The 23,636-nt window shown below is 75.1% G+C and carries 24 protein-coding genes; 19 read left to right on the top strand and 5 right to left on the bottom strand.

Features of this window, described 5'->3' with window-relative positions; all coding sequences use genetic code 11:
• The first annotated feature begins 1 nt into the window (after position 1).
• The gene (locus D4B81_RS02955) at positions 2–1,240 is read left to right on the top strand and encodes an RNA polymerase sigma factor (RefSeq protein WP_122261013.1); all 1,239 of its coding nucleotides are present in this window, start codon (positions 2–4) and stop codon (positions 1,238–1,240) included.
• 97 nt (positions 1,241–1,337) lie between these two features.
• Here D4B81_RS02955 and D4B81_RS02950 read toward each other — a convergent pair whose 3' ends face one another.
• Positions 1,338–2,267 carry an acyl-CoA thioesterase gene (locus D4B81_RS02950; protein WP_122261012.1) on the bottom strand — a complete coding sequence of 310 codons (930 nt, stop codon included), beginning with the start codon at positions 2,265–2,267 and terminating at the stop codon, positions 1,338–1,340.
• Positions 2,268–2,411: 144 nt separating this feature from the next.
• Between D4B81_RS02950 and D4B81_RS02945 the strand changes: the two genes are divergently transcribed.
• Positions 2,412–2,801: a universal stress protein gene (locus tag D4B81_RS02945; protein WP_122261011.1), complete on the top strand. Its 390-nt coding sequence runs from the start codon at positions 2,412–2,414 to the stop codon at positions 2,799–2,801.
• A 94-nt stretch (positions 2,802–2,895) separates the two neighbouring features.
• On the opposite strand, the gene D4B81_RS02940 is transcribed toward D4B81_RS02945, so the two are convergent.
• Positions 2,896–3,321, bottom strand: a complete 426-nt coding sequence (locus D4B81_RS02940) for a hypothetical protein (protein WP_122261010.1) — start codon at positions 3,319–3,321, stop codon at positions 2,896–2,898.
• 245 nt (positions 3,322–3,566) lie between these two features.
• On the opposite strand from D4B81_RS02940, the gene D4B81_RS02935 reads away from it, so the two are divergent.
• Entirely contained in the window at positions 3,567–5,048 is a 1,482-nt protein-coding gene (locus tag D4B81_RS02935; protein ID WP_122261009.1) for a cryptochrome/photolyase family protein, read from the top strand.
• Between the two features lie 179 nt (positions 5,049–5,227).
• Here the strand turns inward: D4B81_RS02935 and D4B81_RS02930 are convergent, their stop codons facing one another.
• Entirely contained in the window at positions 5,228–5,614 is a 387-nt protein-coding gene (locus D4B81_RS02930; RefSeq protein ID WP_122261008.1) for an ArsR/SmtB family transcription factor, read from the bottom strand.
• A 47-nt stretch (positions 5,615–5,661) separates the two neighbouring features.
• Between D4B81_RS02930 and D4B81_RS02925 the strand changes: the two genes are divergently transcribed.
• From D4B81_RS02925 to D4B81_RS02895, 7 genes are all read left to right on the top strand, one after another.
• Entirely contained in the window at positions 5,662–6,669 is a 1,008-nt protein-coding gene (locus D4B81_RS02925) for a permease (RefSeq protein ID WP_122261007.1), read from the top strand.
• 87 nt (positions 6,670–6,756) lie between these two features.
• Entirely contained in the window at positions 6,757–7,500 is a 744-nt protein-coding gene (locus D4B81_RS02920) for a response regulator transcription factor (protein ID WP_122261006.1), read from the top strand.
• Positions 7,497–9,146 carry a sensor histidine kinase gene (locus D4B81_RS02915; RefSeq protein WP_161964969.1) on the top strand — a complete coding sequence of 550 codons (1,650 nt, stop codon included), beginning with the start codon at positions 7,497–7,499 and terminating at the stop codon, positions 9,144–9,146. Before D4B81_RS02920 ends, D4B81_RS02915 begins: the two co-directional genes overlap by 4 nt.
• A 106-nt stretch (positions 9,147–9,252) precedes the next feature.
• The gene (locus tag D4B81_RS02910) at positions 9,253–9,954 is read left to right on the top strand and encodes a hypothetical protein (RefSeq protein WP_122261005.1); all 702 of its coding nucleotides are present in this window, start codon (positions 9,253–9,255) and stop codon (positions 9,952–9,954) included.
• A 14-nt stretch (positions 9,955–9,968) separates the two neighbouring features.
• Positions 9,969–11,963: an ATP-binding protein gene (locus D4B81_RS02905; protein WP_122261004.1), complete on the top strand. Its 1,995-nt coding sequence runs from the start codon at positions 9,969–9,971 to the stop codon at positions 11,961–11,963.
• Positions 11,960–12,571 carry a response regulator gene (locus D4B81_RS02900; RefSeq protein ID WP_202613544.1) on the top strand — a complete coding sequence of 204 codons (612 nt, stop codon included), beginning with the start codon at positions 11,960–11,962 and terminating at the stop codon, positions 12,569–12,571. Before D4B81_RS02905 ends, D4B81_RS02900 begins: the two co-directional genes overlap by 4 nt.
• Before the next feature lie 55 nt (positions 12,572–12,626).
• A complete protein-coding gene (locus D4B81_RS02895; protein WP_122261003.1) occupies positions 12,627–12,995 on the top strand; it encodes a DUF2200 domain-containing protein in 369 nt (122 codons plus the stop codon).
• 46 nt (positions 12,996–13,041) lie between these two features.
• Here D4B81_RS02895 and D4B81_RS02890 read toward each other — a convergent pair whose 3' ends face one another.
• The gene (locus tag D4B81_RS02890; protein ID WP_122261002.1) at positions 13,042–14,220 is read right to left on the bottom strand and encodes an FAD-dependent oxidoreductase; all 1,179 of its coding nucleotides are present in this window, start codon (positions 14,218–14,220) and stop codon (positions 13,042–13,044) included.
• Between the two features lie 221 nt (positions 14,221–14,441).
• Here D4B81_RS02890 and D4B81_RS02885 point away from each other — a divergent pair, with 221 nt between their 5' ends.
• From D4B81_RS02885 to D4B81_RS02875, 3 genes are read left to right on the top strand one after another with little or no spacing between them, the layout of a single operon-like run.
• Positions 14,442–15,347 carry an ABC transporter ATP-binding protein gene (locus D4B81_RS02885; RefSeq protein ID WP_122261001.1) on the top strand — a complete coding sequence of 302 codons (906 nt, stop codon included), beginning with the start codon at positions 14,442–14,444 and terminating at the stop codon, positions 15,345–15,347.
• Entirely contained in the window at positions 15,344–16,942 is a 1,599-nt protein-coding gene (locus tag D4B81_RS02880; RefSeq protein ID WP_122261000.1) for an ABC transporter permease, read from the top strand. The genes D4B81_RS02885 and D4B81_RS02880 overlap by 4 nt, the downstream gene beginning before the upstream one ends.
• A gap of 23 nt (positions 16,943–16,965) precedes the next feature.
• On the top strand, positions 16,966–17,835 hold the full coding sequence (locus D4B81_RS02875; protein WP_122260999.1) for an oxygenase MpaB family protein: 870 nt from the start codon (positions 16,966–16,968) through the stop codon (positions 17,833–17,835).
• Positions 17,836–17,838: 3 nt separating this feature from the next.
• Here the strand turns inward: D4B81_RS02875 and D4B81_RS02870 are convergent, their stop codons facing one another.
• Entirely contained in the window at positions 17,839–18,243 is a 405-nt protein-coding gene (locus D4B81_RS02870) for a DoxX family protein (protein ID WP_122260998.1), read from the bottom strand.
• Positions 18,244–18,325: 82 nt separating this feature from the next.
• Here D4B81_RS02870 and D4B81_RS02865 point away from each other — a divergent pair, with 82 nt between their 5' ends.
• The 6 genes from D4B81_RS02865 (at position 18,326) to D4B81_RS02840 (ending at position 23,633) form a co-directional block, all read left to right on the top strand.
• On the top strand, positions 18,326–19,243 hold the full coding sequence (locus D4B81_RS02865) for a diacylglycerol/lipid kinase family protein (RefSeq protein ID WP_161964968.1): 918 nt from the start codon (positions 18,326–18,328) through the stop codon (positions 19,241–19,243).
• 80 nt (positions 19,244–19,323) lie between these two features.
• Positions 19,324–20,652: a TrkH family potassium uptake protein gene (locus D4B81_RS02860; RefSeq protein ID WP_237565772.1), complete on the top strand. Its 1,329-nt coding sequence runs from the start codon at positions 19,324–19,326 to the stop codon at positions 20,650–20,652.
• A complete protein-coding gene (locus tag D4B81_RS02855; protein ID WP_237565771.1) occupies positions 20,645–21,337 on the top strand; it encodes a potassium channel family protein in 693 nt (230 codons plus the stop codon). The genes D4B81_RS02860 and D4B81_RS02855 overlap by 8 nt, the downstream gene beginning before the upstream one ends.
• Positions 21,338–21,369: 32 nt before the next feature.
• Positions 21,370–22,152 (top strand): alpha/beta fold hydrolase, encoded by a 783-nt coding sequence (locus D4B81_RS02850; RefSeq protein WP_122260995.1) that lies wholly within the window; start codon positions 21,370–21,372, stop codon positions 22,150–22,152.
• A 31-nt stretch (positions 22,153–22,183) separates the two neighbouring features.
• Positions 22,184–23,344, top strand: coding sequence for a lycopene cyclase family protein (locus tag D4B81_RS02845; protein WP_122260994.1), 1,161 nt, complete (start codon positions 22,184–22,186; stop codon positions 23,342–23,344).
• Complete coding sequence (locus tag D4B81_RS02840; RefSeq protein WP_122260993.1) at positions 23,337–23,633, top strand: biopolymer transporter Tol; 297 nt, start codon at positions 23,337–23,339, stop codon at positions 23,631–23,633. The genes D4B81_RS02845 and D4B81_RS02840 overlap by 8 nt, the downstream gene beginning before the upstream one ends.
• The last annotated feature ends 3 nt before the right edge of the window (positions 23,634–23,636 follow it).

Below are 23,636 nucleotides of genomic sequence, written 5' to 3'. Positions count from 1 at the left end.
CGTGGAGGCGTCGCAGGAGCTCGCCCGGGTGGTGCGCGAGGAGTGGGGGCGCCTGGTGTCCCTGCTCCTCGCGCGCTCCGGCCGCCTCGACCTCGTCGAGGACGCGCTGGGCGACGCGGTCGAGGCCGCCGCACGGCAGTGGGACGCGGAGGGTATGCCGTCCAACCCGCGCGGGTGGTTGGTCACCGTCGCCCGCCGCCGGCTCGTGGACCGGTTGCGCGTCGAGGCGGTGGCGCAGCGGAAGGCGCCGCTTCTCGTCCCCGACGCGCATCGCCACGGCCCGGGCCCGATGGCCGACCCGGGCGACCTCGTCGAGGACGACCTGCTGCGCCTCGTGCTGATGTGCACCCACCCCGCCCTCGCGCCCGAGGCCGCGAGCGCGCTGGCCCTCCGTCTCGTCCTGGGCGTCAGCACGCCCGACATCGCGCGGCTCTTCCTCGTGCCCGAGCCGACGATGGCGGCCCGGCTGACCCGCGCCAAGCGCAAGATCGTCACCGCGGGCATCCCGTTCGCCGTGCCCGGGGCCGACCAGCTGCCCTCGCGGCTCGAGGTCGTCGCACAGACCGCCTACCTCGCGTTCACCGCGGGCTACGCCCCCGGCAGCGGTCCCGACCTGCTCCGTGCCGAGCTCGCCGGGGAGGCGGTGCGGCTCGTCCGGGTGGTTCTCGACCTCCGGCCGGGGGAGCCGGTGCTCACCGCGCTGCTCGCCCTCGTCCTGCTGCAGCACTCCCGGCGGGACGCGCGCACCGGCCACGACGGGCGGCTCGTGCTTCTGCCGGACCAGGACCGCAGCCGCTGGCGCCACGACGAGATCGCCGAGGCGGTCGCGCTGCTCGGGTCCTCCAGACTGGCCGGTCCGCTCCCGGCCCGGGCTGCGTCATACCTCGTGCAGGCGCGGATCGCGGCCCAGCACGCGACCGCCCCCAGCGCGGAGCGGACCCGGTGGGACCGGGTGGTGGCGCACTACGACCAGCTGCTCGAGATCGAGCCCGGTGCCGCCGCGCGGCTCGGTCGGGCGGTCGCCGTCGCCGAGAGCCGCGGTCCGCGGGAGGGTCTGCTCGCGCTGGAGGGGGTGGAGCTGCCCGGCAGCCACCGGGTCGCTGCGGTGCGGGCCGAGCTGCTGGCCCGGGCGGGGGAGGCGCGCGGTGCGCGGGAGGCGTATGCCGAGGCGCTCGCCTTGTGCCGCAACGCGTCCGAGCGGGCGCACCTGGAGGAGCGGCTGGCAAGCCTGGGCTCCTGACCGCCGGGGGACCAGCCCCTGCCCGCCCCGGCTGATCGACGATCCGCGATATCCGGTCCTGACCCCGTCCGCCCGCCACTCCCCCGCCCGCCACCCCTCAGTCGCCGAACCGCTCCCGCAGCGTCACCAGCTCGACCGCGTGCGCGTCCAGCGCCTTGTCCTCGTCGCTGACCGGCTCCCAGCGCGGCACCGTCGCCGCCCGTCGCTCCTCGTCGAGCACGACGAAGACCGTCCGGCAGAAGGTCGTCAGGGCCAGCTCACCGGTCGCCGGGTCCCCGGAGCGCACGTGCACGCCGACGTGGACGGCGTGGTCGCCGGTGTGCAGCAGCCGCGCCTCGACCTCGACGAGGTCGCCGATGCGCAGCGGCCGGTAGAAACGCACGCCGCCGGTGAAGATCGCCACGTTGCGCGGGTCGTGCGTCCACTGCGTCACGAGGACGTGGGCCGCCTCGTCGATCCACCGCATGACGATGCCGCCGTGCACCTTGCCGCCCCAGTTGACGTCCGTCGGGGCGGCGAGGAAGCGCAGCACCTCCCGGGGCGCGGTCCCCTCCCCGCTGTACGTCTGCCGTTCCATCGCGGCCTGCACCTGCTCCCGCAGCTCGGTGCGGCGCTGCGCCCACTGCGCCAGCAGCCGCTCCTCCATCGACCGCGGCTCGAGCGTCGGCACCGGTGTCGACCGCCCCTCGCCGTCCACCGCCACGAAGATCATCAGGCACTGCGTCGCCGGCTCGAGCCCGCCGGTGGTCGGCGGCCCGGAGCTGACCTGGACCGTGACGTGCATGCTGGAGCGGCCCGTCTGGACGACCCGCGCCCGCGCCTCCACGAGGTCCCCCACCTCGACCGGCCGGCTGAACCGCACGTTGCCGACGTAGGCGGTGACCGTGTACCCCCCGCTCCACCGGGCGGCCGCGGCATACCCGGCCTTGTCGATCCACTCCAGCACCCGCCCGGCGCTCACGCTGCCGGACTGGCCGGCGTCGGTCGGGGCGGCCAGGAAGCGCAACGTGATCTCGGGGTCGGCCACGGGCTCAGGGTATGCCGCAGACCCGCCCCCTGAGGGGGACCTCGGTCCTGACCCTGCATCGCCGCCGAGCGGTCCCACCCTGTTCGCCGGCGGTGGTCTATACGCTGCTCGTGGTGCTGTTCGTCGTCAACGAGAGGAAAAGCCATGACCGTGGTCTGCGGTTTCGTGCCGACGGCGGAGGGCCGCGCCGCGGTGCGCGCGGCGCTGGACGAGGCAAGCCGGCGGGGCGAGGACCTCGTCGTGCTCAACACCACGCGGGGCGACGCCCCTGTCGACCCCCGATTCGCGACCCAGGAGGACCTCGACGAGCTCGAGGCCATGCTGGGAGAGTCGGGCGTGCCCTTCACGCTGGAGACGAGAGGGAACGGCCCGAACCCCGCGGCGGACGTGGTCGCGCTGGCCACCAAGCACGACGCCAGCGTCATCGTCATCGGCCTGCGGCGCCGCAGCCCGACCGGCAAGCTCATCTTCGGGAGCACGGCCCAGCAGATCCTGCTCGACGCCGACGCACCGGTGCTGGCGGTCAAGGCCTGACCCGCCGGCGGTAGGCAGCCCCGCGCTGCGGCCGGGCTCACCGGGCCCGAGCTGGCCTGGGCGCCGAGCGCGGGAACTGGTCACCGGCTGACTCTCACCCTCGGCCGGGGTGCCCGAGCTGACGCAGGCGGTGCGTGCCAGCCGACACCATCGCCACGCCCGTGAGCAGGTGGAGCGGGACGGTGGCTGCCGCCCGGCGAGAGGCGGGCCTTCGCCCCCAGGTGACCGGCTCGACGAGGGTGCCGAGGATCAGCGCGGCGCCGATGCCGGCCACCGTGCGGGCGGCAGCGGGCGACCCCGGATCACCCCGCAGGGACGCCCACGCCGCAGCCACGGGCATCGGCCACGGGGCAGAGACGCCCGAACCCAGACCCAGGAGCAGGTGGGTGCGCACCGTGCCGGGCACGTGGATCCCCAGCGGCTCGCCGGGAATGACCGGCTCCTGGACGGCCACCGCCGCGGCATACGCGGAGACGGCGACGAAGAGCGCGGCCGGGGCGGCGAGCATCGGGTCGGCCATGGTCTCTCCCTCGGTAGCGCGCGCAGCTCTGCGACATCCATGCTGCTCCCACCACGGGCACCGGGCGCAGCTCTGCGACGTCCATGCTGCTCCCACCACGGGCACCGGGCAAGGCCTCCCGCCCGTTCCGCGGAACGGGCACATCTGCCGCTGTCCAGGCAGTTCGGGACCGTTTCGGTCGATGTGCCCGTCCGGTGGAACGGCTCCGGTCGCGCTGTGCGGGGCCGTGGCTACAGTGAGGCGCCATGAGGGAGGTCCGGCTGGTCTACCCGCACCAGCTGCACGCCGCCCAGCTGCAGGTCGATCCAGGGACGCGCCTGGCCGTGGTCGAGGACGACCTCCTCTACCGCCAGCTCCCCTTCCACGCGCACAAGCTCGTCCTGCACCGCGCCTCGGTATGCCGCTTCGTCGACCGGGCGCGGGAGTCCGGTCTCGACGTCGACGTGGTGGAGTCACGGCCCGACCGGACGTCGGGCGCGGGGCTCGTCGAGCTGGTCGGGAAGCTGCGTCCGGAGCGGGTCACGGTGCTGGACGTCGTGGACGACTGGCTGGGTCGCGACTGCCGCGACCAGCTCCGCGAGGGCGGCTACGAGCTGCGACGTGAGGACGTGCTCGACACGCCGGCCTTCCTCACCACCCGGGCGCAGGTCGCCGAGCAGCTCGGCGGCGGTGGCAGCCCGCGGATGCAGCACTTCTACGCCTGGCAGCGGCGTCGGCTCGGCGTCCTCATGGACGGCGACCGACCCGTCGGCGGGCGCTGGTCCTTCGACACCGAGAACCGCAGGCGCCTGCCCAAGAATCACCCGGTGCCGGACCCCTCCCTGGGACCGGCGCGACGGCATACCCGGGTCGCGGAGGCGGTCGACTGGGTGGCCGAGCACTTCCCCGACGCCCCCGGCGACCCGGGGACCTTCGCCTGGGCGACGTCACCGGGGGAGGCCGACGCGGCGCTGCGGCGGTTCCTCGAGGAGCGACTGGCGCAGTTCGGGCCGTTCGAGGACGCGATCAGCGCGGAGCACGAGGTCCTCTTCCACTCCGCCCTCAGCCCCGCCCTCAACTGCGGGCTGATCGACCCCGGCCAGGTCCTCGACCGGGTGCTCACCGCGGGGGAGGAGCAGGAGGTCGAGCTCGCCAGTCTCGAGGGGTTCGTGCGGCAGCTCATCGGGTGGCGGGAGTACATGCGCGGCACCTACCGGCTGGGGGGCCGGCGGATGCGCACGAGCAACGTGCTGCGGCATGCCCGCCCCCTGCCGGAGGGCTGGTGGGACGGCACGACCGGGCTCGACCCGGTGGACCTGGTGATCCGCCGGGTGCTCGAGCGCGGGTGGGCCCACCACATCGAGCGACTGATGATCCTCGGCAACGCGCTGTGCCTGCAGCGGGTCGACCCCGGGGAGGTGTGGCGCTGGTTCATGGTGATGTTCGTCGATGCCTACGACTGGGTGATGGTGCCCAACGTCTACGCGATGAGCCAGTTCGCCGCGGGGGAGGCGATCACGACGAAGCCCTACGTGTCGGGCAGCAACTACCTGCGCACGATGTCCGACCTGCCGAAGGGCCCGTGGTGCGAGGCGTGGGACGGGCTCTACTGGAGCTTCGTCGAGGACCACCGCGAGGCGTTCGAGGCCAACCCGAGGGCCGGGTTCGCGGTGCGGACGCTGGACGGGATGGACCCGGGGAAGCGGGCGGCGCACCGGGCCGCGGCGGCGCCCTGGCTGGGTCGCTGACGACGATAGGGGCACTGCTCGGCGCTCGGCCCGCGACGGTGTCGTAGACCTGCGCCCCGGCCACCGTTCCGCCGGACGGGCACATTCGACGGCTTCCTGCGGCGTTGCGCCGATCTGATCCAATGTGCCCGTCGGGCGGAACGCCACCGCCCGTGACTCCGGGCGCACCGCCCCCCGGCTCAGGCGGACGGGCGTCCCGGGGCCGGGTCGAGGAGCTGCTGCATCGCCTCGAACGCGTCCGGCTCCACGGAGTACCAGGTCTGGCGCCCCGCCCGTTCGCGGACGAGGAAGCCGGCGTCGTGCAGCGTCCCGAGGTGGTGGGAGACGGTCGGCTGGGTCAGGCCGAGGTGGGCGGCCAGGGCGGTCGTGGTCGAGCGGCCGTCCTCGCTCGTCCGGATGCGGCTCACGATCCGCAGGCGCACGGGGTCGGCCAGCGTCCGGAGCGCCCGGGCCAGCAGGTCGGCGTCCCCGGCCCCCAGCTCCTCGGCCAGCAGCGGTGCGCAGCACAGCTCGGCCAGGCGCGCGGTGGCACTCGGGGAATCTGTTGACAGCGGCGAAGCATTCATAGATAGTCATCTAATCATTAGACAGTCATCTATGCAAAGGAGCGTCCATGCTGTCCTGGTCCACCGATCTTGCCCTCCGCGTCCTCACCCAGGTGCTCGCCACGCTGAGCGCCACCTGGCCCTACCTCGTGCTGAGCATCGTGCTCGCCTCGGCGATCCAGGTCTACGTCGGCACCGACCGGCTCGGCGCGTGGCTGCGGCGCAGCACGCCGGTCGCGGTCCTCGGGGCGGTCGCCCTCGGGGCGCTCACCCCCTTCTGCTCCTGCGGCACGATGGCGGTCGTGCTCGGCTCGCTCGCCGCGTCCGTGCCGTGGGCCCCGGTCGTGGCCTTCCTCGCGTCCTCACCCCTGACCAGCCCGGGGGAGTACGCCCTGTCGGTCGGCCTCTTCGGTCCCGCCTTCGCCACGACCTTCGTCCTCGCCGCCGTGGGTGTCGGGCTGCTCGGAGGGACTGCCGCCTGGGTGCTCGAGCGTCACGGCTGGCTGGCGGGGCAGTCCCGGGTGGCCGCGACGACGGTCCAGGCCGCGGCGCCGGAGCGGGAGCTCGTGGCCGCGGCCTCCGGCACCTCCACGGCACCCCCGACCCGGGCGAGCGGCGCGGCATACCCGACGGATCGGCCGGACCGTGAGCGCGTCCACGCCTCCCGCCACCGCGACTTCCTCGTCGCCGTCGTCGCCAACGGACGCAGGCTGGCGGTCTTCTTCCTGGCGTTCGCTTCCCTCGGCTACCTGCTCATCGAGCTCGTCCCCGGGTCCTTCTTCGAGCAGCACCTCGGCGACGGCAACGCCCTCACCGCCGTCCCGCTCGCGGCCCTCCTCGGCATCCCGGTCTACCTCAACACCGACGGCTCGCTTCCCCTCGTGGCCTCCCTCATGGACGGGGGTATGGGTGCCGGGCCGGCCCTGGCGTTCCTCGTCACCGGGGCGGGGACGAGCGTGGGTGCGGTCAGCGGCATGCTCGTCGTCGCGCGCTGGCGGGTGGTCGCCCTCGTCGTCGGCACCCTGCTCGTGTCGGCCTGCCTGACCGGGTGGCTCGCGCCCCTCTGGCTGCCCTGACGCCCGGGCCGGGCGTCACGGCATACGCTCCTCACAGGACGTGCACAGACGGCGCACAGCGCGCCCCCGCACGGTAGGAGGGTGAGCATGACCCCGGCCGCTGCGTCCCCCCCGCCGCCGCAGCTGACCCGGACCGACGGCTCGCCGGTGCGGGTCCTGGTCGTCGACGACGAGCCGATGCTCACCGACCTGCTGCGCATGGCGCTGCGCTACGAGGGGTGGGACGTGCGGACCGCGGCCACCGGGCACGCCGCGCTCCGCGAGGTCCGCGAGTTCGGACCGGACGTGGTGGTGCTCGACGTCATGCTCCCCGACCTCGACGGACTCAGCGTCCTGCACCGGCTGCGCGCCCGCGACGACGACGTGCCCGTCCTCTTCCTCACCGCCCGTGACGCGGTGGAGGACCGGGTCGCCGGGCTGACCGCCGGGGGCGACGACTACGTCACCAAGCCGTTCAGCCTCGAGGAGGTCGTCGCGCGGCTGCGCGGGCTGGTGCGCCGCAACCACGCGGTCGTGGCCGTCACGCCGGACCCGCAGCTGGTCGTCGGCGACCTCGTCCTCGACGAGGACAGCCACGAGGTATGGCGTGCCGGTGACCCCGTCGAGCTCACCGCCACCGAGTTCGAGCTCCTGCGCTACCTCATGCGCAACCCCCGCCGGGTGCTGAGCAAGGCCCAGATCCTCGACCGGGTGTGGAACTACGACTTCGGCGGCCAGGCCAACATCGTCGAGCTCTACATCTCCTACCTGCGCAAGAAGATCGACGCCGGGCGGACCCCCATGATCCACACCCTCCGTGGCGCCGGCTACCTGCTGAAGCCGGCGCCGTGAGCACGGCGGGCCTGCGCCCGTCGCGCTGGACCCTGCGCCGGCGCGTCCTCGTCGCCGTCCTGGCGCTCCTGGCCGTCGTCGCCGCCACCATCACCGTGCTCAGCGTCGTGGCGGTCGACCGGGTGCTCACCGACCGCCTGGACGCCCAGCTCGCGACCGCGGTCGAGCGGGCCGGGCGCGCCGCCGGCCGGGTGCCGACCGGGGAGGACGGCACCGGCGGGCCGGGGCAGGGGCAGGGGCCGATGGGTCAGGGCCACATGGGCCCCGGCAGGCACGACATGGTCCCCGGCTTCCTCGAGATCCCCGGGCAGCCCGAGGACACCCTCGCCGCCGCCGTCGTCGACGGCGAGGTCCAGCGCGTCGCGGTGCTCGACCGCACCGGCACCGGCCAGCCGGTCGAGGGCACCGACGTCGCCGCGCTGGGGCGGGTCCCCACCGACGGCGCGCCGACGACCGTCGACCTCGGCCCGGACCTGGGGGACTACCGCGTGGCGGCGCTCCCGGGGCCCGACGGGTCGGTCGTCGTCACCGGGCTCTCGCTCGCCGGGGTCCAGGACACGGTCGCGCGCCTGGCGGGGACGATCGCCCTCGTCGCCGCCGCCGGCCTCCTGCTGGCTGCCGTCGTCGGCGCCGCACTCCTGCGGCGGGCCCTCCGTCCGCTGGACCGGGTCGCCGCGACCGCCTCCCGGGTGGCCGAGCTGCCCCTGGACACCGGCGAGGTGGTCCTGCCGCACCGGGTGCCCGAGGCCGACACCGACCCGCGCACCGAGGTCGGCCAGGTCGGGGCCGCCCTCAACCGTCTCCTCGGCCACGTCGCCGCAGCGCTGACGGCCCGGGAGACGAGCGAGCGCCAGGTGCGCCAGTTCGTGGCGGACGCGAGCCACGAGCTGCGCACGCCGCTCACCGCGATCCGGGGGTATGCCGAGCTCGTCCGCCGCGTCCCGGAGCCGGTCCCGCCCGACGTCGCGCACGCCCTGCAGCGTGTGGAGTCGGAGGCGGTGCGGATGTCCGCGCTCGTCGAGGACCTGCTGCTGCTCGCCCGGCTCGACTCCGGCCCGGGCAGGGGCGGGGCCGGGGGCGAGGACAGGGCCGGGGCCGGGGCCGAGGCCGGGGACGGGGACGAGGACGGGGGCGGCGGGGGCGTCGGGCCGCACCGGGACCCGGTCGACCTGTCCGTCCTGCTCGTGGACGCCGTCGGTGACGCCCGCGCCTCCGGGCCGGACCACCGGTGGGAGCTCGTGCTGCCGGCCGAACCGCTCACCGTCCCGGGTGACCACGACCGCCTCCACCAGGTCGTGGTCAACCTCCTGTCCAACGCGCGGGTGCACACGCCGCCCGGCACGACGGTCACCACCGCGCTGGGGGCCGTCGAGGAGCAGGGCCGGACCGGGGTGCGGCTCAGCGTGAGCGACGACGGGCCGGGCATCCCGGCCGAGCTCCTGCCGCACGTCTTCGAGCGCTTCCGCCGGGGCGACACCTCACGCTCCCGGGGGTCCGGCAGCAGCGGGCTCGGGCTGGCCATCGTCGCCGCCGTCGTCCAGGCGCACGGCGGCCGGGTCACGGCGACCTCGGTCCCGGGCCGGACCGAGTTCGTGGTCGAGCTGCCCGGGTCGCCCCCCGAGCGGGACCGGCCGGCCGGGGGGTGACCCGGGAGAAGTTCCCGGGTCACCCGGGAAGAGTGCTCTCGCGACGGCATACCCCGGGGCGGGACGGTGGTGGGACCACACCGTAGCTCTGCCGAGGAGGCCCACCATGCACCATCTCCCGACGACCCTCGAGGACGGACCGCTGCGCCGCAGCGCCGGCGTCGCGGCCCTGCTCTTCGTCGCCGCGTCCGTCGTGTCGATGCTCGTGAGCGGGCCACCGGTCGTCCACGTCGGCCAGGAGGGGCTCGAGCACTCGCTGTCCGGCCGCGGCCTCGCCGCCGCGCTCACCGGTCTGGCCGTGGTCACGGCCGGGCTCGTCGTCCTCCTGCTCGCGGTGACCTACCTCGCGCAGTCGCTCGGCCGCCGCTCCGCCGTCGGTGCGCTGGCGGCGCAGACCGGCTGGGGCGCCGGGCTGGGCTACGTCGTGGTGCTGGTCGGCGCCGCCTTCCCGGCCGGTGCCGCCGCCGCGTGGGCGTCCGACGGAGGCATGGCCCTGGAGACCGTGCTGCTGGTCAACAACGTCCGCAACTTCGCCTACCTGGCGGTGCTGCCGCTCATGGGCGTCACGGCGCTCGGCCTGGGCGTGGCCGCGCTGACCGACCGCTCGCTGACCCGGTGGACCGGGTGGGGCGGTGTCACGGTGGGCGGGCTGACGCTGCTCGCCCTGCCGGCCGCCGCCGTGGGCATCACCTACGCGATGCCGCTGTGGCTGCTGTGGTGGACGGGCGTCGGCGTCTCGCTGCTGCGCCGCCCCGTGCCGGCCGCGGTCAGCACCCTCCCGTCGGCGGTCGGGGTCCGGCACACTTGAGACGAGGTGATGACATGAGGCTGCCGCTGCTCCCCGCGGTGCTGCTCGCGCTCGCGGGGGCCGCGGGGGCCGTCGTCAACGTCGCGCTCGCGAGGGTGCAGGAGCCCGACCGGGTCCCCGTCGACGAGGTGTGCGTGGCCGTCGTGGTCCTGGCCTACGGCGCGGTGTCCGTGCTCGTGGCCGCCGCGCGACCCCGTCACCTCGTGGGAAGGCTGCTCGCCACCGGCTCCGCGGCATGGGGCCTGGGCGAGGGGTCGCTCGCGCTCGGCCTGCACCTCGGTGCCGGGGACGCGGCGGCCTGGGCGGTGACGCTCGGCACGGCGAGCCGGGCCCTGGGCTGGCTGACCCTGGTGATCGTGGTGCCCTTCGTCCTCCCGGACGGGCGCGCGCCCTGGCCGGGGCGTCGGCTTCCCGGAGCGGTCGTGGGGGGTGCGGTCGCGCTGTTCACGCTGGCCACCCTGCTGGCGCCGGTGCCCCTCGACCGGCGGGCGAGCGGGGTGCGGAACCCCACCGGGCTGCCCGAGGCGCTCCGCCCGGTCGCCGACACGGTGGCCCTGGCGGGGCTGGCGGCCTGCGTCGCCGCGCTCGTGGTCGCCATCGCCGGGCTGGTCCACCGCTGGCGCACCGGCGACACCCTCCGCCAGCAGCAGCTGCTCTGGCTCGCGCTGGCCTTCGTCCCCCCGGTCCTCCTCCTGCCTCTCCTCGCCACCGACCTCGCCCGGCCCTGGCTGTTCGCGCTGGTGAGCGTCCCGGTGCCCGTCGCGGTCGCGGTGGCGGTCCTGCAGCGCAGGCTCTACGACGTGCAGCTCGCGGTCTCCCGGACGCTCACCTACCTCGCCCTGTCGGCGGTCGTCGCGCTCCTGTATGCCGCCACCGTCGCCGGGGCGGGCGCGGTGCTCGACGAGCGGGGCGCCGACTGGCTGCCCTGGCTCGCGGCCGGGGTCGTGGCGGTCACCTTCGCCCCGCTGCGTGACGCGCTGCAGCGCGGGGTGTCCCGGCTGACCTACGGGCAGTGGGCCGAGCCGGGGGAGGTGCTCGGGGCGACCGCCCGCAGGCTGGGCGACGCGGCCGACGTGCCGGCGCTCCTGGGGACGCTCGCGGACGAGCTGGCCACCACGCTGCGGCTGGACCGCGTGGAGATCCGCGACGCTGGCGGGGCCGTGCTCGCCGCCGCCGGGCGCGAGGGGGCCGACCTTCAGGAGGACCCGCTCACGGCCTACGGCCGGCCGGTGGGGTCCCTGCTGTGGGCCCGCCGCAGCAGCGGGCTGCGGGACGCGGACCGCCGGCTGCTCGACGACGTCGAGAGCCAGCTGGGCGGGGTCGTCCATGCGGCGGGCCTGGTGGAGGGGTTGCGGGGGGCGCAGCACCGGCTCGTCCTGGCCCGTGAGGAGGAGCGCCGACGGCTGCGCCGCGACCTGCACGACGGTCTCGGTCCCTCCCTGGCCAGCCTCACCCTCAACGTGGACGAGCTGCGCAACCGGTGGCCCGGGCTGGAGGACCCCGACGCGGAGCTGCTCCGGCTGCGGGGCGCCGTGCAGGCCGCGGTCGTCGACGTGCGTCGGATCGTCGAGGGGCTGCGCCCGGCCCCGCTGAGCGACCTGGGGCTGGCGGGGGCGCTCGAGCAGCTCACCGCCCGGTCCCGCGACACCCGGGTGGACCTCGACGTCGAGGAGCTGCCGGAGCTGCCCGCCGCGGTGGAGGTGGCCGCCTACCGGGTGGTCCAGGAGGCGTTGTCCAACGCGCTGCGCCACGCGCACGCGACGACGGTCCGGGTGGTGCTGCGGGTCGTGACCGGCGAGCTCCTGGTCGAGGTGCTGGACGACGGCGACGGCACGGCCGCCCCCCGTCCGGGCGGTGTCGGCCTGGGCAGCATGCGCGAGCGGGCCGAGGAGCTCGGCGGGCGGCTGGCGGTGGCGAGCTCGCCCGGGCGAGGCACCCGGGTGCGGCTCGAGCTGCCGCTCGGGGCGGCCGCCCCGCAGGGGTCGCCCCTGGCAGGTGGTGCCGGATGATCCGGGTCCTGGTCGTCGACGACCACCCGCTGTTCCGCGACGGCCTGCAGTCGCTGCTGCGGACCGTCGAGGACGTCGAGGTCGTGGGTGCGGTCGGCGGCGGTGCCGCCGCCGTCGCGGCGGCCCTGCGGCTGCGGCCCGACGTCGTCCTCATGGACCTCAACCTGCCGGGCACGAGCGGGCTGGAGGCGACCAGACAGATCGCCGCGTCGGCGCCGCCGGTCGCCGTCCTCGTGCTGACGATGGTCGACGACGACGACACCGTGGTCGCGGCGCTCCGGCTCGGGGCCCGCGGCTACCTCCTCAAGGGAGCGGCGCAGGAGGAGGTGCTCGCCGCTCTCCGCACGGTGTCCTCGGGCGGCGCGGTCCTGGGCACCGGGGTGGCGCAGCACCTGCTCGCCGGTGGGGCGGGCCGCTGGGCGGTGCACGACCTGACCCCCCGGGAGGCCGAGGTGCTCGCGGCGCTGGGGCAGGGTCGCAGCAACGCCCAGATCGCCCGCGAGCTCGGGATCAGCCTGAAGACGGTGCAGAACCACGTGGCCAGGGTGCTCACCAAGCTGCAGGTCCAGGACCGCACGCAGGCGGCGCTCCGGGTGCGCGGCCTGTGAGGTCGCGACCGGCGCAGATCCTCGCCGACGTCCCGCCCCGGCTATCGTCCTCAGGATGAGCCGGATCTTCACGACGAGCTTCGCCTCCGTCTACCCGCACTACGTGACCAAGCTGGAGCGCAAGGGGCGGACGGTCGCCGAGCTGCACGAGGTCATCGGGTGGCTGACCGGTCTCGACGAGGAGGAGCTCGCCGGCCACCTGGAGGCGGGGACGACGTTCGAGGACCTCTTCGCCGCGGCGCGCCTCAACCCGCACGCCACCCTCATCACCGGCAGCGTGTGCGGGGTCAAGGTGCAGGAGGTCCAGGACCCGTTGATGCGGCAGATCCGCTACCTGGACAAGCTCGTCGACGAGCTGGCCAGGGGGCGGCCGATGGCCACGGTGCTGCGGGTCGGCCAGGACGTGGCGCAGGCCAGCGAGTGACCCGGCCGGAGGCAGCACCCCTGGCTCCGGCGCCGACCGTCCGGCCTCAGACGCGGCCCTTGAGGAGCGCCCGGAAGTAGACCACCGGCTCGAGGTAGCGGTCGAACGCCCACAGCGAGCGGCGGGGCACCGTCAGGTCCATCCAGCTGACCGTCGGCTGCGGGACGCCGTCGCGGTCGAACTCGACCAGCATCAGCCGTCGCCGGTCGACGGTGACCGGGATGATCGTGTAGCCGTCGTAGGTGCGCAGCTCCTCGCCGAGCCGGTGCCGGCGGATGTTGTCGGCGAGCACGTCCACCTGGCGACGCAGCGCACCGCCGGACGGCCGGGTCGCGACGGCCGCCGCGTCGCCGAGCCCCCACACGCGGGGCAGCGCGCGGTGGGCCAGCGTCGTCGGGTCGACGTCGACGAGCCCGCCCGTGCCCTCGCCCGCCACCGCCTCGAGCCAGCCGGGGGGGCGGTAGTGCGGCACGACGAACGCGTGCGCGACGTCGTCCAGGGTCTCCTCGCCCGCGCCGGTCCTCAGGGTGACGGTCCGTGCGACCTGGTCGAGGCCACCCACGGTCGCGCCGTGGTGGACGGTGACGCCGAACCGCCGAAGGTGCGGCTCCAGCCGCCGGTCCGCGAAGGGCAGGTCGAGCACCGAGGAGTAGGGCGTCACGAGGTGCACGTCCATCTGCCCCAGGACCCCCTGCTCACGCCAGTGGTCGCAGGCGAGGAAGAGCGGCTTGAGCGCGGTCCCGCCGCACGGCGAGGGCTCGGGAGGGATCGTGAAGACCACCCGGCCACGCGTCATACCGCGGACCGCCTGCCAGGTCGCTTCCGCGGAGGCGTCCAGGTGCGCAGTCGTGGACCACCCCGCGGTCATCGCCGGGGCCAGACCCGGTATGCCGTCGGGGTCCGGCTCGAGGCCGGGTGCCAGGGCGAGGTCGTTGTAACCGACCCGCTCGCCGGTGTCGAGCTCGACCTCGCGCCCGGCGGCGTGCACCGCGACCGCGCGGTGCGGCAGCCAGGTGCAGCCGTCGGGGACGACCGAGCGCATCGGGCGGGTCAGCTCGCGCATCTCCGCCTGCCCGCCGGCCACGTAGTTCAGCAGCGGGCGGTAACGGTGCTCCGGCCGCGGGGCGACCACCGCGACGTCCCGGCAGCCGAGAAGGCGCAGGCGTGCCGCCAGCGAGATGCCGGCGTTGCCGCCGCCGACGACGACGACGTCATGACGTGCCACGAGGTGCTCCGTTCGGGGGCGGGCGGGGGTGCCTCGACTGTATGGCGCGCCCGTGCGGGGCGCGCGGTGAGGTCACGGCGCGGGGCTGTGCTGGCGGTCGCGTCGGCTCCCCCCTGTCCGCACCCGCCCGGTGGATACGCTGCCCGTGAAACCGGTCGCCGGGACGCCCGACGCGGGGCCGCCGGTCCCCGCGGTTCACGTCTGACCGGGGAGGGAGCCGCATGACCGAGCAGCTGGTCGAGATCACGGGCCTGCGCAAGCGCTTCGGCAGGGTCCAGGCGCTGGACGGGCTGGACCTGAGCGTCGGACGCGGGGAGGTGCACGGCTTCCTCGGCCCCAACGGCTCGGGCAAGTCCACCACCCTGCGGATCCTGCTCGGGCTCACGCGCGCCGACGGGGGTGTCGTCCGGCTCTTCGGCGGGGACCCCTGGAAGGACGCTGTCGAGCTGCACGGCTCCCTCGCCTACGTCCCGGGCGACGTGACGCTGTGGCCCGGCCTGACCGGGGGCCAGTGCATCGACGTCCTGGCGAGGGCGCACGGCCGCGTCGACGAGCGGCGCCGGGCCGACCTGGTGGACCGCTTCGACCTCGACCCCACGAGGCGCTCCCGCGACTACTCCAAGGGCAACCGGCAGAAGGTCTCGCTCGTCGCGGCCCTCGCCACCGACGTCGAGCTCCTCGTCCTGGACGAGCCGACCGCGGGGCTGGACCCCCTCATGGAGGAGGTGTTCCAGCAGGTCGTGCACGAGCGGCGCGCCGAGGGAACCACGGTGCTGCTCTCCAGCCACCTCCTCGGCGAGGTGGAGGCGCTGGCCGACCGGGTCTCGATCATCCGCTCCGGCCGCACGGTGACGACCGGCACGCTGACCGAGCTGCGACGGCATACCCGCAGCGCCGTGCGGGCCGTGACGGTCCGGCCCCCCGACCTCGACCGCGTCGCCGGGATCCAGGACGTGCGCACGGGCACGGACGACGAGGGTCGCACCGACGTGCACGCCAGCTGCGAGCCCGACGCGGTCGGCGCCCTCGTCGGCGCGCTGCACGACGCCGGCATCCACACCCTGACGGTGACCCCGCCGAGCCTGGACGACCTGTTCCTCGAGGCCTACGCGGGACCGGACCGGTGACGGGCACCCACGGCGTCGGCACGATGACGGGCATCGCGCTGCGCACCGGGTGGAAGGTTCTGGTCACGTGGGTGCTGGCCATGGTCGGGGTGATGGCGGTGACGGGGTCCTCCATCGGCGCGCTCTACGACACGCCGGAGAAGATCCGCGGGTATGCCGCGTCGCTGGGCGGCGACGCGATGGCCGTGCTCAACGGCCGGGTGGCGGGGTTGGACACCCTGGGTGGTGTCCTCGCCAACGAGTTCGGCTTCGTGCTCTCCTTCGGTATGCCGCTCATGGCCGTCGCGCTGACGTCCCGGGCGACCCGGCGCGACGAGGAGGCGGGGCGGCTGGAGCTGCTGCTCGCGGCGCGGATCGGGCGCCGCGCACCGCTGCTGGCCGCGGTGCTCGTCTCCTCCGGTGCGGTGCTGCTCACCGGCCTGGGCTGCGGAGCCGTGATGGCGGCCTTCGGCGCCGACGCCGCGGGGTCGCTGCTCTACGGCCTCGGCATCGCCGCGCTCGGCTTCGTCTTCGTCGGCGTGACCGCCGTGGCCGCGCAGGTCGTCGAGCACAACCGGCAGGTCTGGGTGGTCGGGATCGCGCTGACCGCCCTCCTCTACCTGCTGCGCGGGCTGGGCGCGCTCGAGCGGAACGCCCTGCTCTGGCTCTCCCCGCACGGGTGGGTCGACGAGGTCCGGGCCTTCGGCGAGCCCCGGGTCTGGCCGCTGATGCTCGCTCTCGGGGTCGGTCTGGCGCTCGTGGCGCTGGCGTTCTGGTTCCTGGACCGGCGGGACGTGGGCAGCGCCCTCCTCCGACCGCGCCGGTCGGTGCCGCGGGCGTCCGCAGCGCTGCGGACGCCGCTGGGGCTGGCCGTCCGCCAGCACCGCGGGGCGGTGCTCGGCTGGGCCGTGGTGGCAGCGGCGCTCATGGGGGTCTACGGGTCGCTGGCGCAGGAGATCATCGACGTCATCCTGGACAACCCCGCCCTCGGCGGGTTCCTCGGCGCCGATGCGGAGGGGCTCGCCGAGGACCTCCTCCGGACGGTCATGTCGACCTTCGTGATGATGCTGGCGATGCTGGTGGCCGCCTTCGTCGTGGCCGGGATCGGGTCGTTGCGCGAGGAGGAGCGGGCGGGCCGGCTGGAGGTCGACCTGTCGGCACAGCGCTCGCGCCACTCCTGGCTGGGGGTGCACGTGCTCGTCGTGACCGCCGGCGCCCTGGTCGTCGGCCTGGTCGGTGCGCTGGCCCTGGGCGGCAGCACGTCGGCCGCGCTGGGCGAGCGGGACTGGGTGGGCGACGTGCTCTCCGGGGCGCTGGTGCAGGTGCCCGCCGTCCTGGTCTTCGTCGGTCTGGCCGTCGCGCTCCTCGGGTGGTGGCCCCGCGGGCACCTCCTCGCCTGGGGGGTCCTGGCGGTCGGCGCGCTCCTGGCCTACCTCGGCCCCGGGTTCGACCTGCCGGACGTGCTGCTCGACGCCTCGCCGTTCATCGCGGTGGGCCAGGACGTGCTGGCGGACGGCGCGTCGACGCCCGGCACCCTCGTCCTGCTCTCCGTCGGCCTGGTGCTCACGGTCACGGGCTTCGTCGGGTTCCGGCGCCGGGACGTGCCGGTGCCCTAGCAGCAGTCGTATAAACTTTGTCCATGCTTCGTTCACCCACCCGCAGGCTGCAGCGCGCCGTGGGCGAGTCCCTGCGCAGCCGCGTCGCCGGCAAGGACGCCGCCGACCGGGCGGCCCTCATCTGGGACACCCCGGGGGAGCGGTGGTTCACCCCCGAGGACCCGGTGTGGAAGGTCCACGCGGATGCGTCGATGTTCACCGGCGGCGTCGCGGCGCTGCTCCTGCAGATGCTGCACCCGATGGCGATGGCCGGCGTCGCCGGCCACTCCGGCTACCGCGGCGACCCGTGGGGACGGCTGCAGCGCACCAGCACCTACCTGGCCGCCACCACCTTCGGCACCGTCGACCACGCGATGACGACGATCGGGCACGTCCGCTCCATCCACGCCCGGGTCCGGGGCAAGGACGCCTTCGGCCGCCCCTACCGCGCCGACGACCCGCACCTGCTCCTGTGGGTGCACATCGCGGAGGTGGCCTCGTTCCTGCGCGCCTACCAGGCCTACTCCGGCTCCCCGCTCAGCCCCGACGAGGCGGACCGGTACGTCGCGCAGGCGGGCGTCCCCGCCGCCCACCTCGGGGTGCTCGACCCGCCGCGGTCGGTGGCCGAGCTCGAGGCGACGCTGGCGGCATACCGGCCCGAGCTGGAGACGACCGTCGCGGCCCGGGACGCCGCTCGGTTCCTGCTCGTGGAGCCGCCGCTGCCGGCCGGCGCCCGGATCGGGTACTGGGCGATCGCGGCCGGTGGCGTCTCGCTGCTCGAGCCGTGGGCGCGCGACCTGCTCGACCTGCCCCGCTCCGACCTGCTCGCCCGCCGGTTCCTGGCCCCGATCGGGCGGGCCAGCACGGGCACGGTGCGCTGGGCGATGGCCGGGGTCGACCGCTCCGCCGCCTGAGGCTCAGCCGCCGGGGGTCTCGCGACGGCGGAACCACCCGCCGCCGTAGAGCGCCCACAGCACCAGCACCGGTTGGAAGAACAGCCGGACCAGCCGCTTGCGGTCGGTGTCGAGACCGAAGGCGTCGACGCCCTCGACGTACTGCGCCACGTTGCCCGGGAAGATCACCACGAAGAACGCCGCGAGCAGCCCACCGACCAGCCGCCGGCGGCGGGGCAGCACGACGAACGCGGCACCGAGGGCGATCTCGACCACGCCCGAACCCACGACCGTCAGGTCCTCGTCGAGCGGGAACCACCCCGGCACCTGCGCCCGGAACTCCTCGCGCTGCGTGGTCAGGTGCGTCACGCCGGCACCGACCATCGCGGCTCCCAGGACGAGTCGGGCGGCGGTGCGCAGGAACGACATGTCCGGAGTGTAGGTGTGCACCCCGACGCTCCCCGGGCATAGTCTGCCCGGGCAGGAGCTGTCCGCGTCCCCAGGAGGCATCGTGACGAGCGCACGCCCCGTGCTCGTCCTGGTCAACGTCCGGGCCGGGTCCGCGCAGGAGGAGCAGGTCGGTCAGGTGTGCCGGCTGCTCACCTCGCGCAGCCCCTCGGGCACCGAGGTCCGGGACCTCGCCACCGACGAGGAGTATGCCGAGGTGGTCGCCACCGCCGACGGCCGGGACGTGATCGTGGTGGGCGGCGACGGGTCGGTCCACCGCCTCCTGCAGGAGCTGCACGACCAGGACCTCCTCGGACGGTGCGGCCCGGTCGGCGTCGTGCCGATGGGCACCGGCAACGACCTGGCGCGCGGTGCCGGCCTGCCGCTGGAGCGGGACCGTGCCGTCGTCGTGGCGCTGACCGGGCGGCCGGCGTCCCGGGGCCTGCTGGTCGACGGGGACGGGGGCGTGGTGGTCAACGCGGTGCACTGCGGCGTGGCCGCCGAGGCCACCGCCCCGGCGGCCGACGTCAAAGGACTCCTGGGCCGGGCGGCCTACGCCGTGGGGGCGCTGCGTGCCGGCCTGACCTCCACCGGCTGGCACCTGCGGGTCGTGCTCGACGGGCGGGTCGTCGCCGACGGGTCGGCGCGGGTGCTGATGGTGAGCGCGGCCGTCGGCCCGTCGGTGGGGGGCGGCACCCCCATCGCGCCCCAGGCGGTGCCGGACGATGACGTCGTGGACGTGGTCCTGGCCAGGGGGACCTCGCCCGCGGCGCGGCTCGGCTTCGCCCGTGACGTGCGCCGCGGGCGGCACACCCGCCGGGCCGACGTCACGGTCGCCAGCGGTCGGGAGGTCCTCGTGGAGGCGCTGACGGCCCAGGACGCCTTCCGGGTGAACGCCGACGGCGAGGTGTCCGCCGAGCCCACCCGCAGCAGGACCTGGCGGCACGCCCCCGACGCCTGGACGCTCCGCGTGCCCCGCTGAGCCGGTGTCGGCACCGGGCGCCCGCGGTCCTCCCGTGGGCGACTTGCGGCGGGGTGCCCCGAGGAGGACGATGTCGGCTCGTGCGTGTTCTCTGGGCCCACCCGGCCCGGGCGGTGACGGCCGCCTTCCTCGTGGTCTTCGTGATCGGGACGGCGCTGCTGCTGCTCCCCGCCTCACGGGCGGAGGGTTCCCCCGCGGACCTCATGGTCGCCTCGTTCACCACCGTCTCCGCGCTGTGCGTGACCGGGCTGATCACCGTGGACACGGCGACCTACTGGTCACCCTTCGGGCAGGTCGTGATCATGCTCCTCATCCAGGTCGGCGGCATCGGGGTGATGACGCTGGCGACCCTCCTCGCGCTGGCGGTGCGGGGCCGGCTGGGGCTGCGCAGCTCGCTGGCCGCGCAGATGGACACCCACTCCTCCGGTCTGGGCCAGGTGCGCCAGGTGGCCGGCCGGATCGTCGTGCTCGCGCTCGCGATCGAGGGCGTCGTCGCCGTGCTCCTGACCCTGCGTCTGGCGCTCGGTCACGGGATGGGGTGGCCCCGCGCCGCCTGGCACGGCGTCTTCCACGCCGTGTCGGCCTTCAACAACGCAGGCTTCGCGCTCTACTCCGACAACCTCATCGGCTTCGTCGGTGACATCTGGTTCATCGGCCCGGTGTGCGTGGCCCTCGTCCTCGGGGGGCTGGGCTTCCCCGTCCTGCGCGAGCTCCTGCTGCGCAAGAGGCTCTCGAGGTGGAGCGTGCACACCCGGCTCACGCTGGGCGGGTCGGCCGTCCTCCTCCTGCTCGGGGTGGTGCTGTTCGGGCTCTTCGAGACGGGTTCCCGGGGAACGCTGGCCGCGCTGCCGCCGCACAAGCAGCTCGTCGGGGCGATCGGCGGGGGAGTCTTCCCGCGCACCGCCGGGTTCAACGCCGTCGACTACGCCCAGGTCACGGAGGAGACCGAGGCGATCACCATGGTGCTGATGTTCATCGGCGGGGGCAGCGCCGGCACCGCGGGCGGCATCAAGGTCACGACCTTCCTGCTCCTCGCCGCGGTCATCTGGGCCGAGGTCCGCGGCGAGCCCGACGTCGTCATCGGCCACCGGCGCATCGGCGGCGCCGTGCAGCGCCAGGCGCTGACCGTGGCGCTCCTCGCCGTCGGCCTCGTCATCCTCTCCACGATCCTGCTGATGATGCTCACCGACCTGCCCTCCCTCGATCTGGGCTTCGAGGTGGTCTCCGCGTTCGCGACCGTCGGGCTCTCGACCGGGATCACGGCCCAGCTGCCGCCGGCGGGCCAGCTCATCCTCATGGTCCTGATGTTCCTGGGCCGGCTCGGCCCGATCACGGTCGCCAGCGCGATCGCCGTCAACACCCGCCACCGTCACTACCGACTCCCCGAGGAGAGACCCATTGTTGGCTAGGAAGAACCGCGCACCCCGCCGGGAGGGTGCCGACCCGGTGCTCGTCGTCGGGCTGGGCCGTTTCGGCAGCGCCGTCTGCGAGTCGCTGGTCCGGCAGGGGGTGGAGGTCCTCGCGGTCGACACCGACGAGGGCCGGGTGCAGAAGTATGCCGACGAGCTCACCCACACGGTGCGCGCCGACGGGACCGACGGGGAGGCGATGCGGCAGCTCGGGGTCCAGGACCTCACCCGGGCCGTCGTGGCCATCGGCTCCGACATCGAGTCCAGCGTCCTCACCGTGATCACGCTGAGCGAGGCGGGCGTACGGACGATCTACGCCAAGGCGATCACCCGCAAGCACGGCAAGATCCTCACGAGCATCGGCGCCACGCACGTCATCTACCCCGAGTTCATCATGGGTCAGCGCGTGGCGCACATGGTCACGGGCGGCCTCTCGGACTACCTCGAGTTCGAGGACGAGTTCGCGATCGCCCGCTGCTCGGCCCCCGAGGAGACGTGGGGACGGCCGTTGTCGGAGTCGGCCGTCCGCACCCGCCACACCATCACCGTCGTCGGGGTCAAGCGCCCGGGCCAGGCGTTCACCTACGCCGTGCCCGAGACCGTCGTCCACCCCGGTGACGAGCTCGTCCTGTCCGGGCGGATCCACGACGTCGAGCGCTTCACCGCCCTCGCGCCCCGCACCTGAGGGCGGCGCCCGGCGCGGCTACCCTGCCCACCATGACGACGCCCACGCTCCACGGCCACTGGTTCACCCCCGACCGTGGGCAGGACCTGCTCGTCGTCGGTCCCTCGCTCGGCACGGGGGTGGTCGCGCTGTGGGGTCGCTGCGTCGAGGCGCTGGCAGGGTCCGCGGAGGTGGACGTCCTCGGCTGGGACCTGCCCGGCCACGGTGAGGGCGACCCGGTCGACGCGCCGTTCACCCTGGACGAGCTGGCGGCGGGGGTGGTGGACCTCGTCGACCGTGAGCGACCGGGAGCCCGCTTCGTCCACGCCGGCGTGAGTGTCGCCGGCGTCACCAGCCTCGCCCTGGCGACCTCCGGACAGGTGCTCGGGGTGGCGGTCATCTGCTCCGACGCGCGGGTGGGCACGACCCAGGGCTGGCAGGAGCGGGCCGACCTCGTCCGCCGCTCCGGCACGTCCGTCATGGTCGAGGGCTCGGCCCAGCGGTGGTTCGCGCCGGGGTTCCTCGAGCGCGAGGCGCGGGTGGCCGGCGGCCTGCTCACCACCCTCGAGCACGCCGACGCGGCGTCCTACGCGCGCGTCTGCGAGGCGCTGGGGACGGCCGACTACCGGGACGCCGTGGCCGACATCGCGGTGCCGGTCCTGGTGATGGGCGGCCGCCACGACCCCGTCTGCACCCCGGAGCAGCAGCAGGCGCTCGCCGCCGCCGTCCCGGGCGCCCGGCTGGTCATCCTCGAGGACGCCGCCCACCTCGCACCTGCCGAGTCGCCCCTGGAGGTGGCGGAGGTGCTCGCCGACTGGTTGCCGGGCGCCCGCTGAGGGCGCCGACCTGACCTGCGACGATGTGCCGGTGACCGACAGCCCGCCCACGCCCGCCCACGACGTCGCGGTCGTCGGGCTGGGGCCGGCGGGCCGCGCGCTCGCCTCACGGTGCGCCGCCCGGGGCATGTCCGTCCTCGCCGTCGACCCGCGCCCAGACGCCGTGTGGTCGCCCACCTACGGCGTCTGGGAGGACGAGCTGGGCGGGCTGCCCTCCTCGGTCGTGCGCTGGCGGGTGGCTGACCCCCAGATCCGGGTGCACGGGGTGCACCCGTTGCGCCGGCCCTACGTCGTCCTCGACAACGTCGCCCTGCAGGCTGCGCTGCCGCTGGACGGGGTGGAGGTCCGGCGGGCGCGGCTGGACGACGAGGAGGTGGCGGCGCTGCGCTCCGAGGCCCGGGTGGTCGTCGACGCCCGCGGCGCCCGCCCCGGGGGACCGGCGCCGGACGACCCCGCGCCCGCGCAGACGGCATACGGGATCGTCGTCCCCGCGGAGGCGGCCGCGCCCGCCCTCCAGGGCGCCGAGGCGCTGCTCATGGACTGGCGCACCGACTGGTCCCCCGACCCGCGGCCCACGGCCACGCCGACCTTCCTCTACGCGATCCCGCTCGGGCTCGGCGAGGTGCTGCTGGAGGAGACCTGCCTCGCGGCCGCGCCGGGGGTCCCGGTCGAGGAGCTCAAGCAGCGCCTGCGCCGCCGGCTGGTGGCCAGGGGGGTCGACCCCGCCGTCGTGGACCACCCGCTGGGCCGGGAGGTCGTCCGGATCCCGATGCGCGGCCGCGACCGCCCACCGCCGGCCGGCACCCTCGCGGTCGGGACCGCCGGGCGGGGCGGGCACCTCGTGACCGGCTACTCGGTGGCGCACTCCCTCGCCCGGGCCGAGAGCCTCGCCCGGACGCTGGCCGAGGGGGGCCGGCCGGAGCACGGGGACCCCACCGGTCCCGCGGACCTCTTCCGCGAGGCGGGTCTGCGGGCGCTGCTGCGCCTGGACACGGCGGGCACGCTGGCCCTCTTCGAGGCGTTCGGGCAGCTCCCGCAGCAGCGGCAGCGCGACTTCATGTCGCGCGACTCGGGGGCGGGCGGGCTGGCGCGCGCCATGTGGGGGATGTTCTCCGGTATGCCGTGGGCCGCCCGGGCCGAGCTCGTCCGGGCCACCCTCGGCTCGACCTCGCCGAGCTCGGGCCGTGGCTGACGGCGACGACGAGCGGTGGCTCGTCGTCGACGGGCGCCGGTGGCGCCGGCAGGACCCGTCCCTGCCGGCGGACGTGGCCGAGCGGCTGCTCTCGCACCTGGGTCGCGGGCGGTCCGGGGTGCGCACCGCGCGGCGGGCCGACGAGGACCCTGCCCCCGCCCGGCGCCGGGTGGACCTCGCCAAGCACGGTCTGGGGGAGCGGGGCACGCCGTGGTGGGAGCAGGACGAGGACGAGCGGCGTCGTCGCTGGGAGGATGCCCTCGAGCAGCTGGACGGGCTCGACCGCTGAGGT

The organism is Ornithinimicrobium cerasi (assembly GCF_003702705.1).
Taxonomy (GTDB): Bacteria; Actinomycetota; Actinomycetes; order Actinomycetales; family Dermatophilaceae; genus Ornithinicoccus; species Ornithinicoccus cerasi.
Note: the sequence above shows the minus strand (reverse complement) of the source record. Positions and strands in the feature narration are given on the sequence as shown.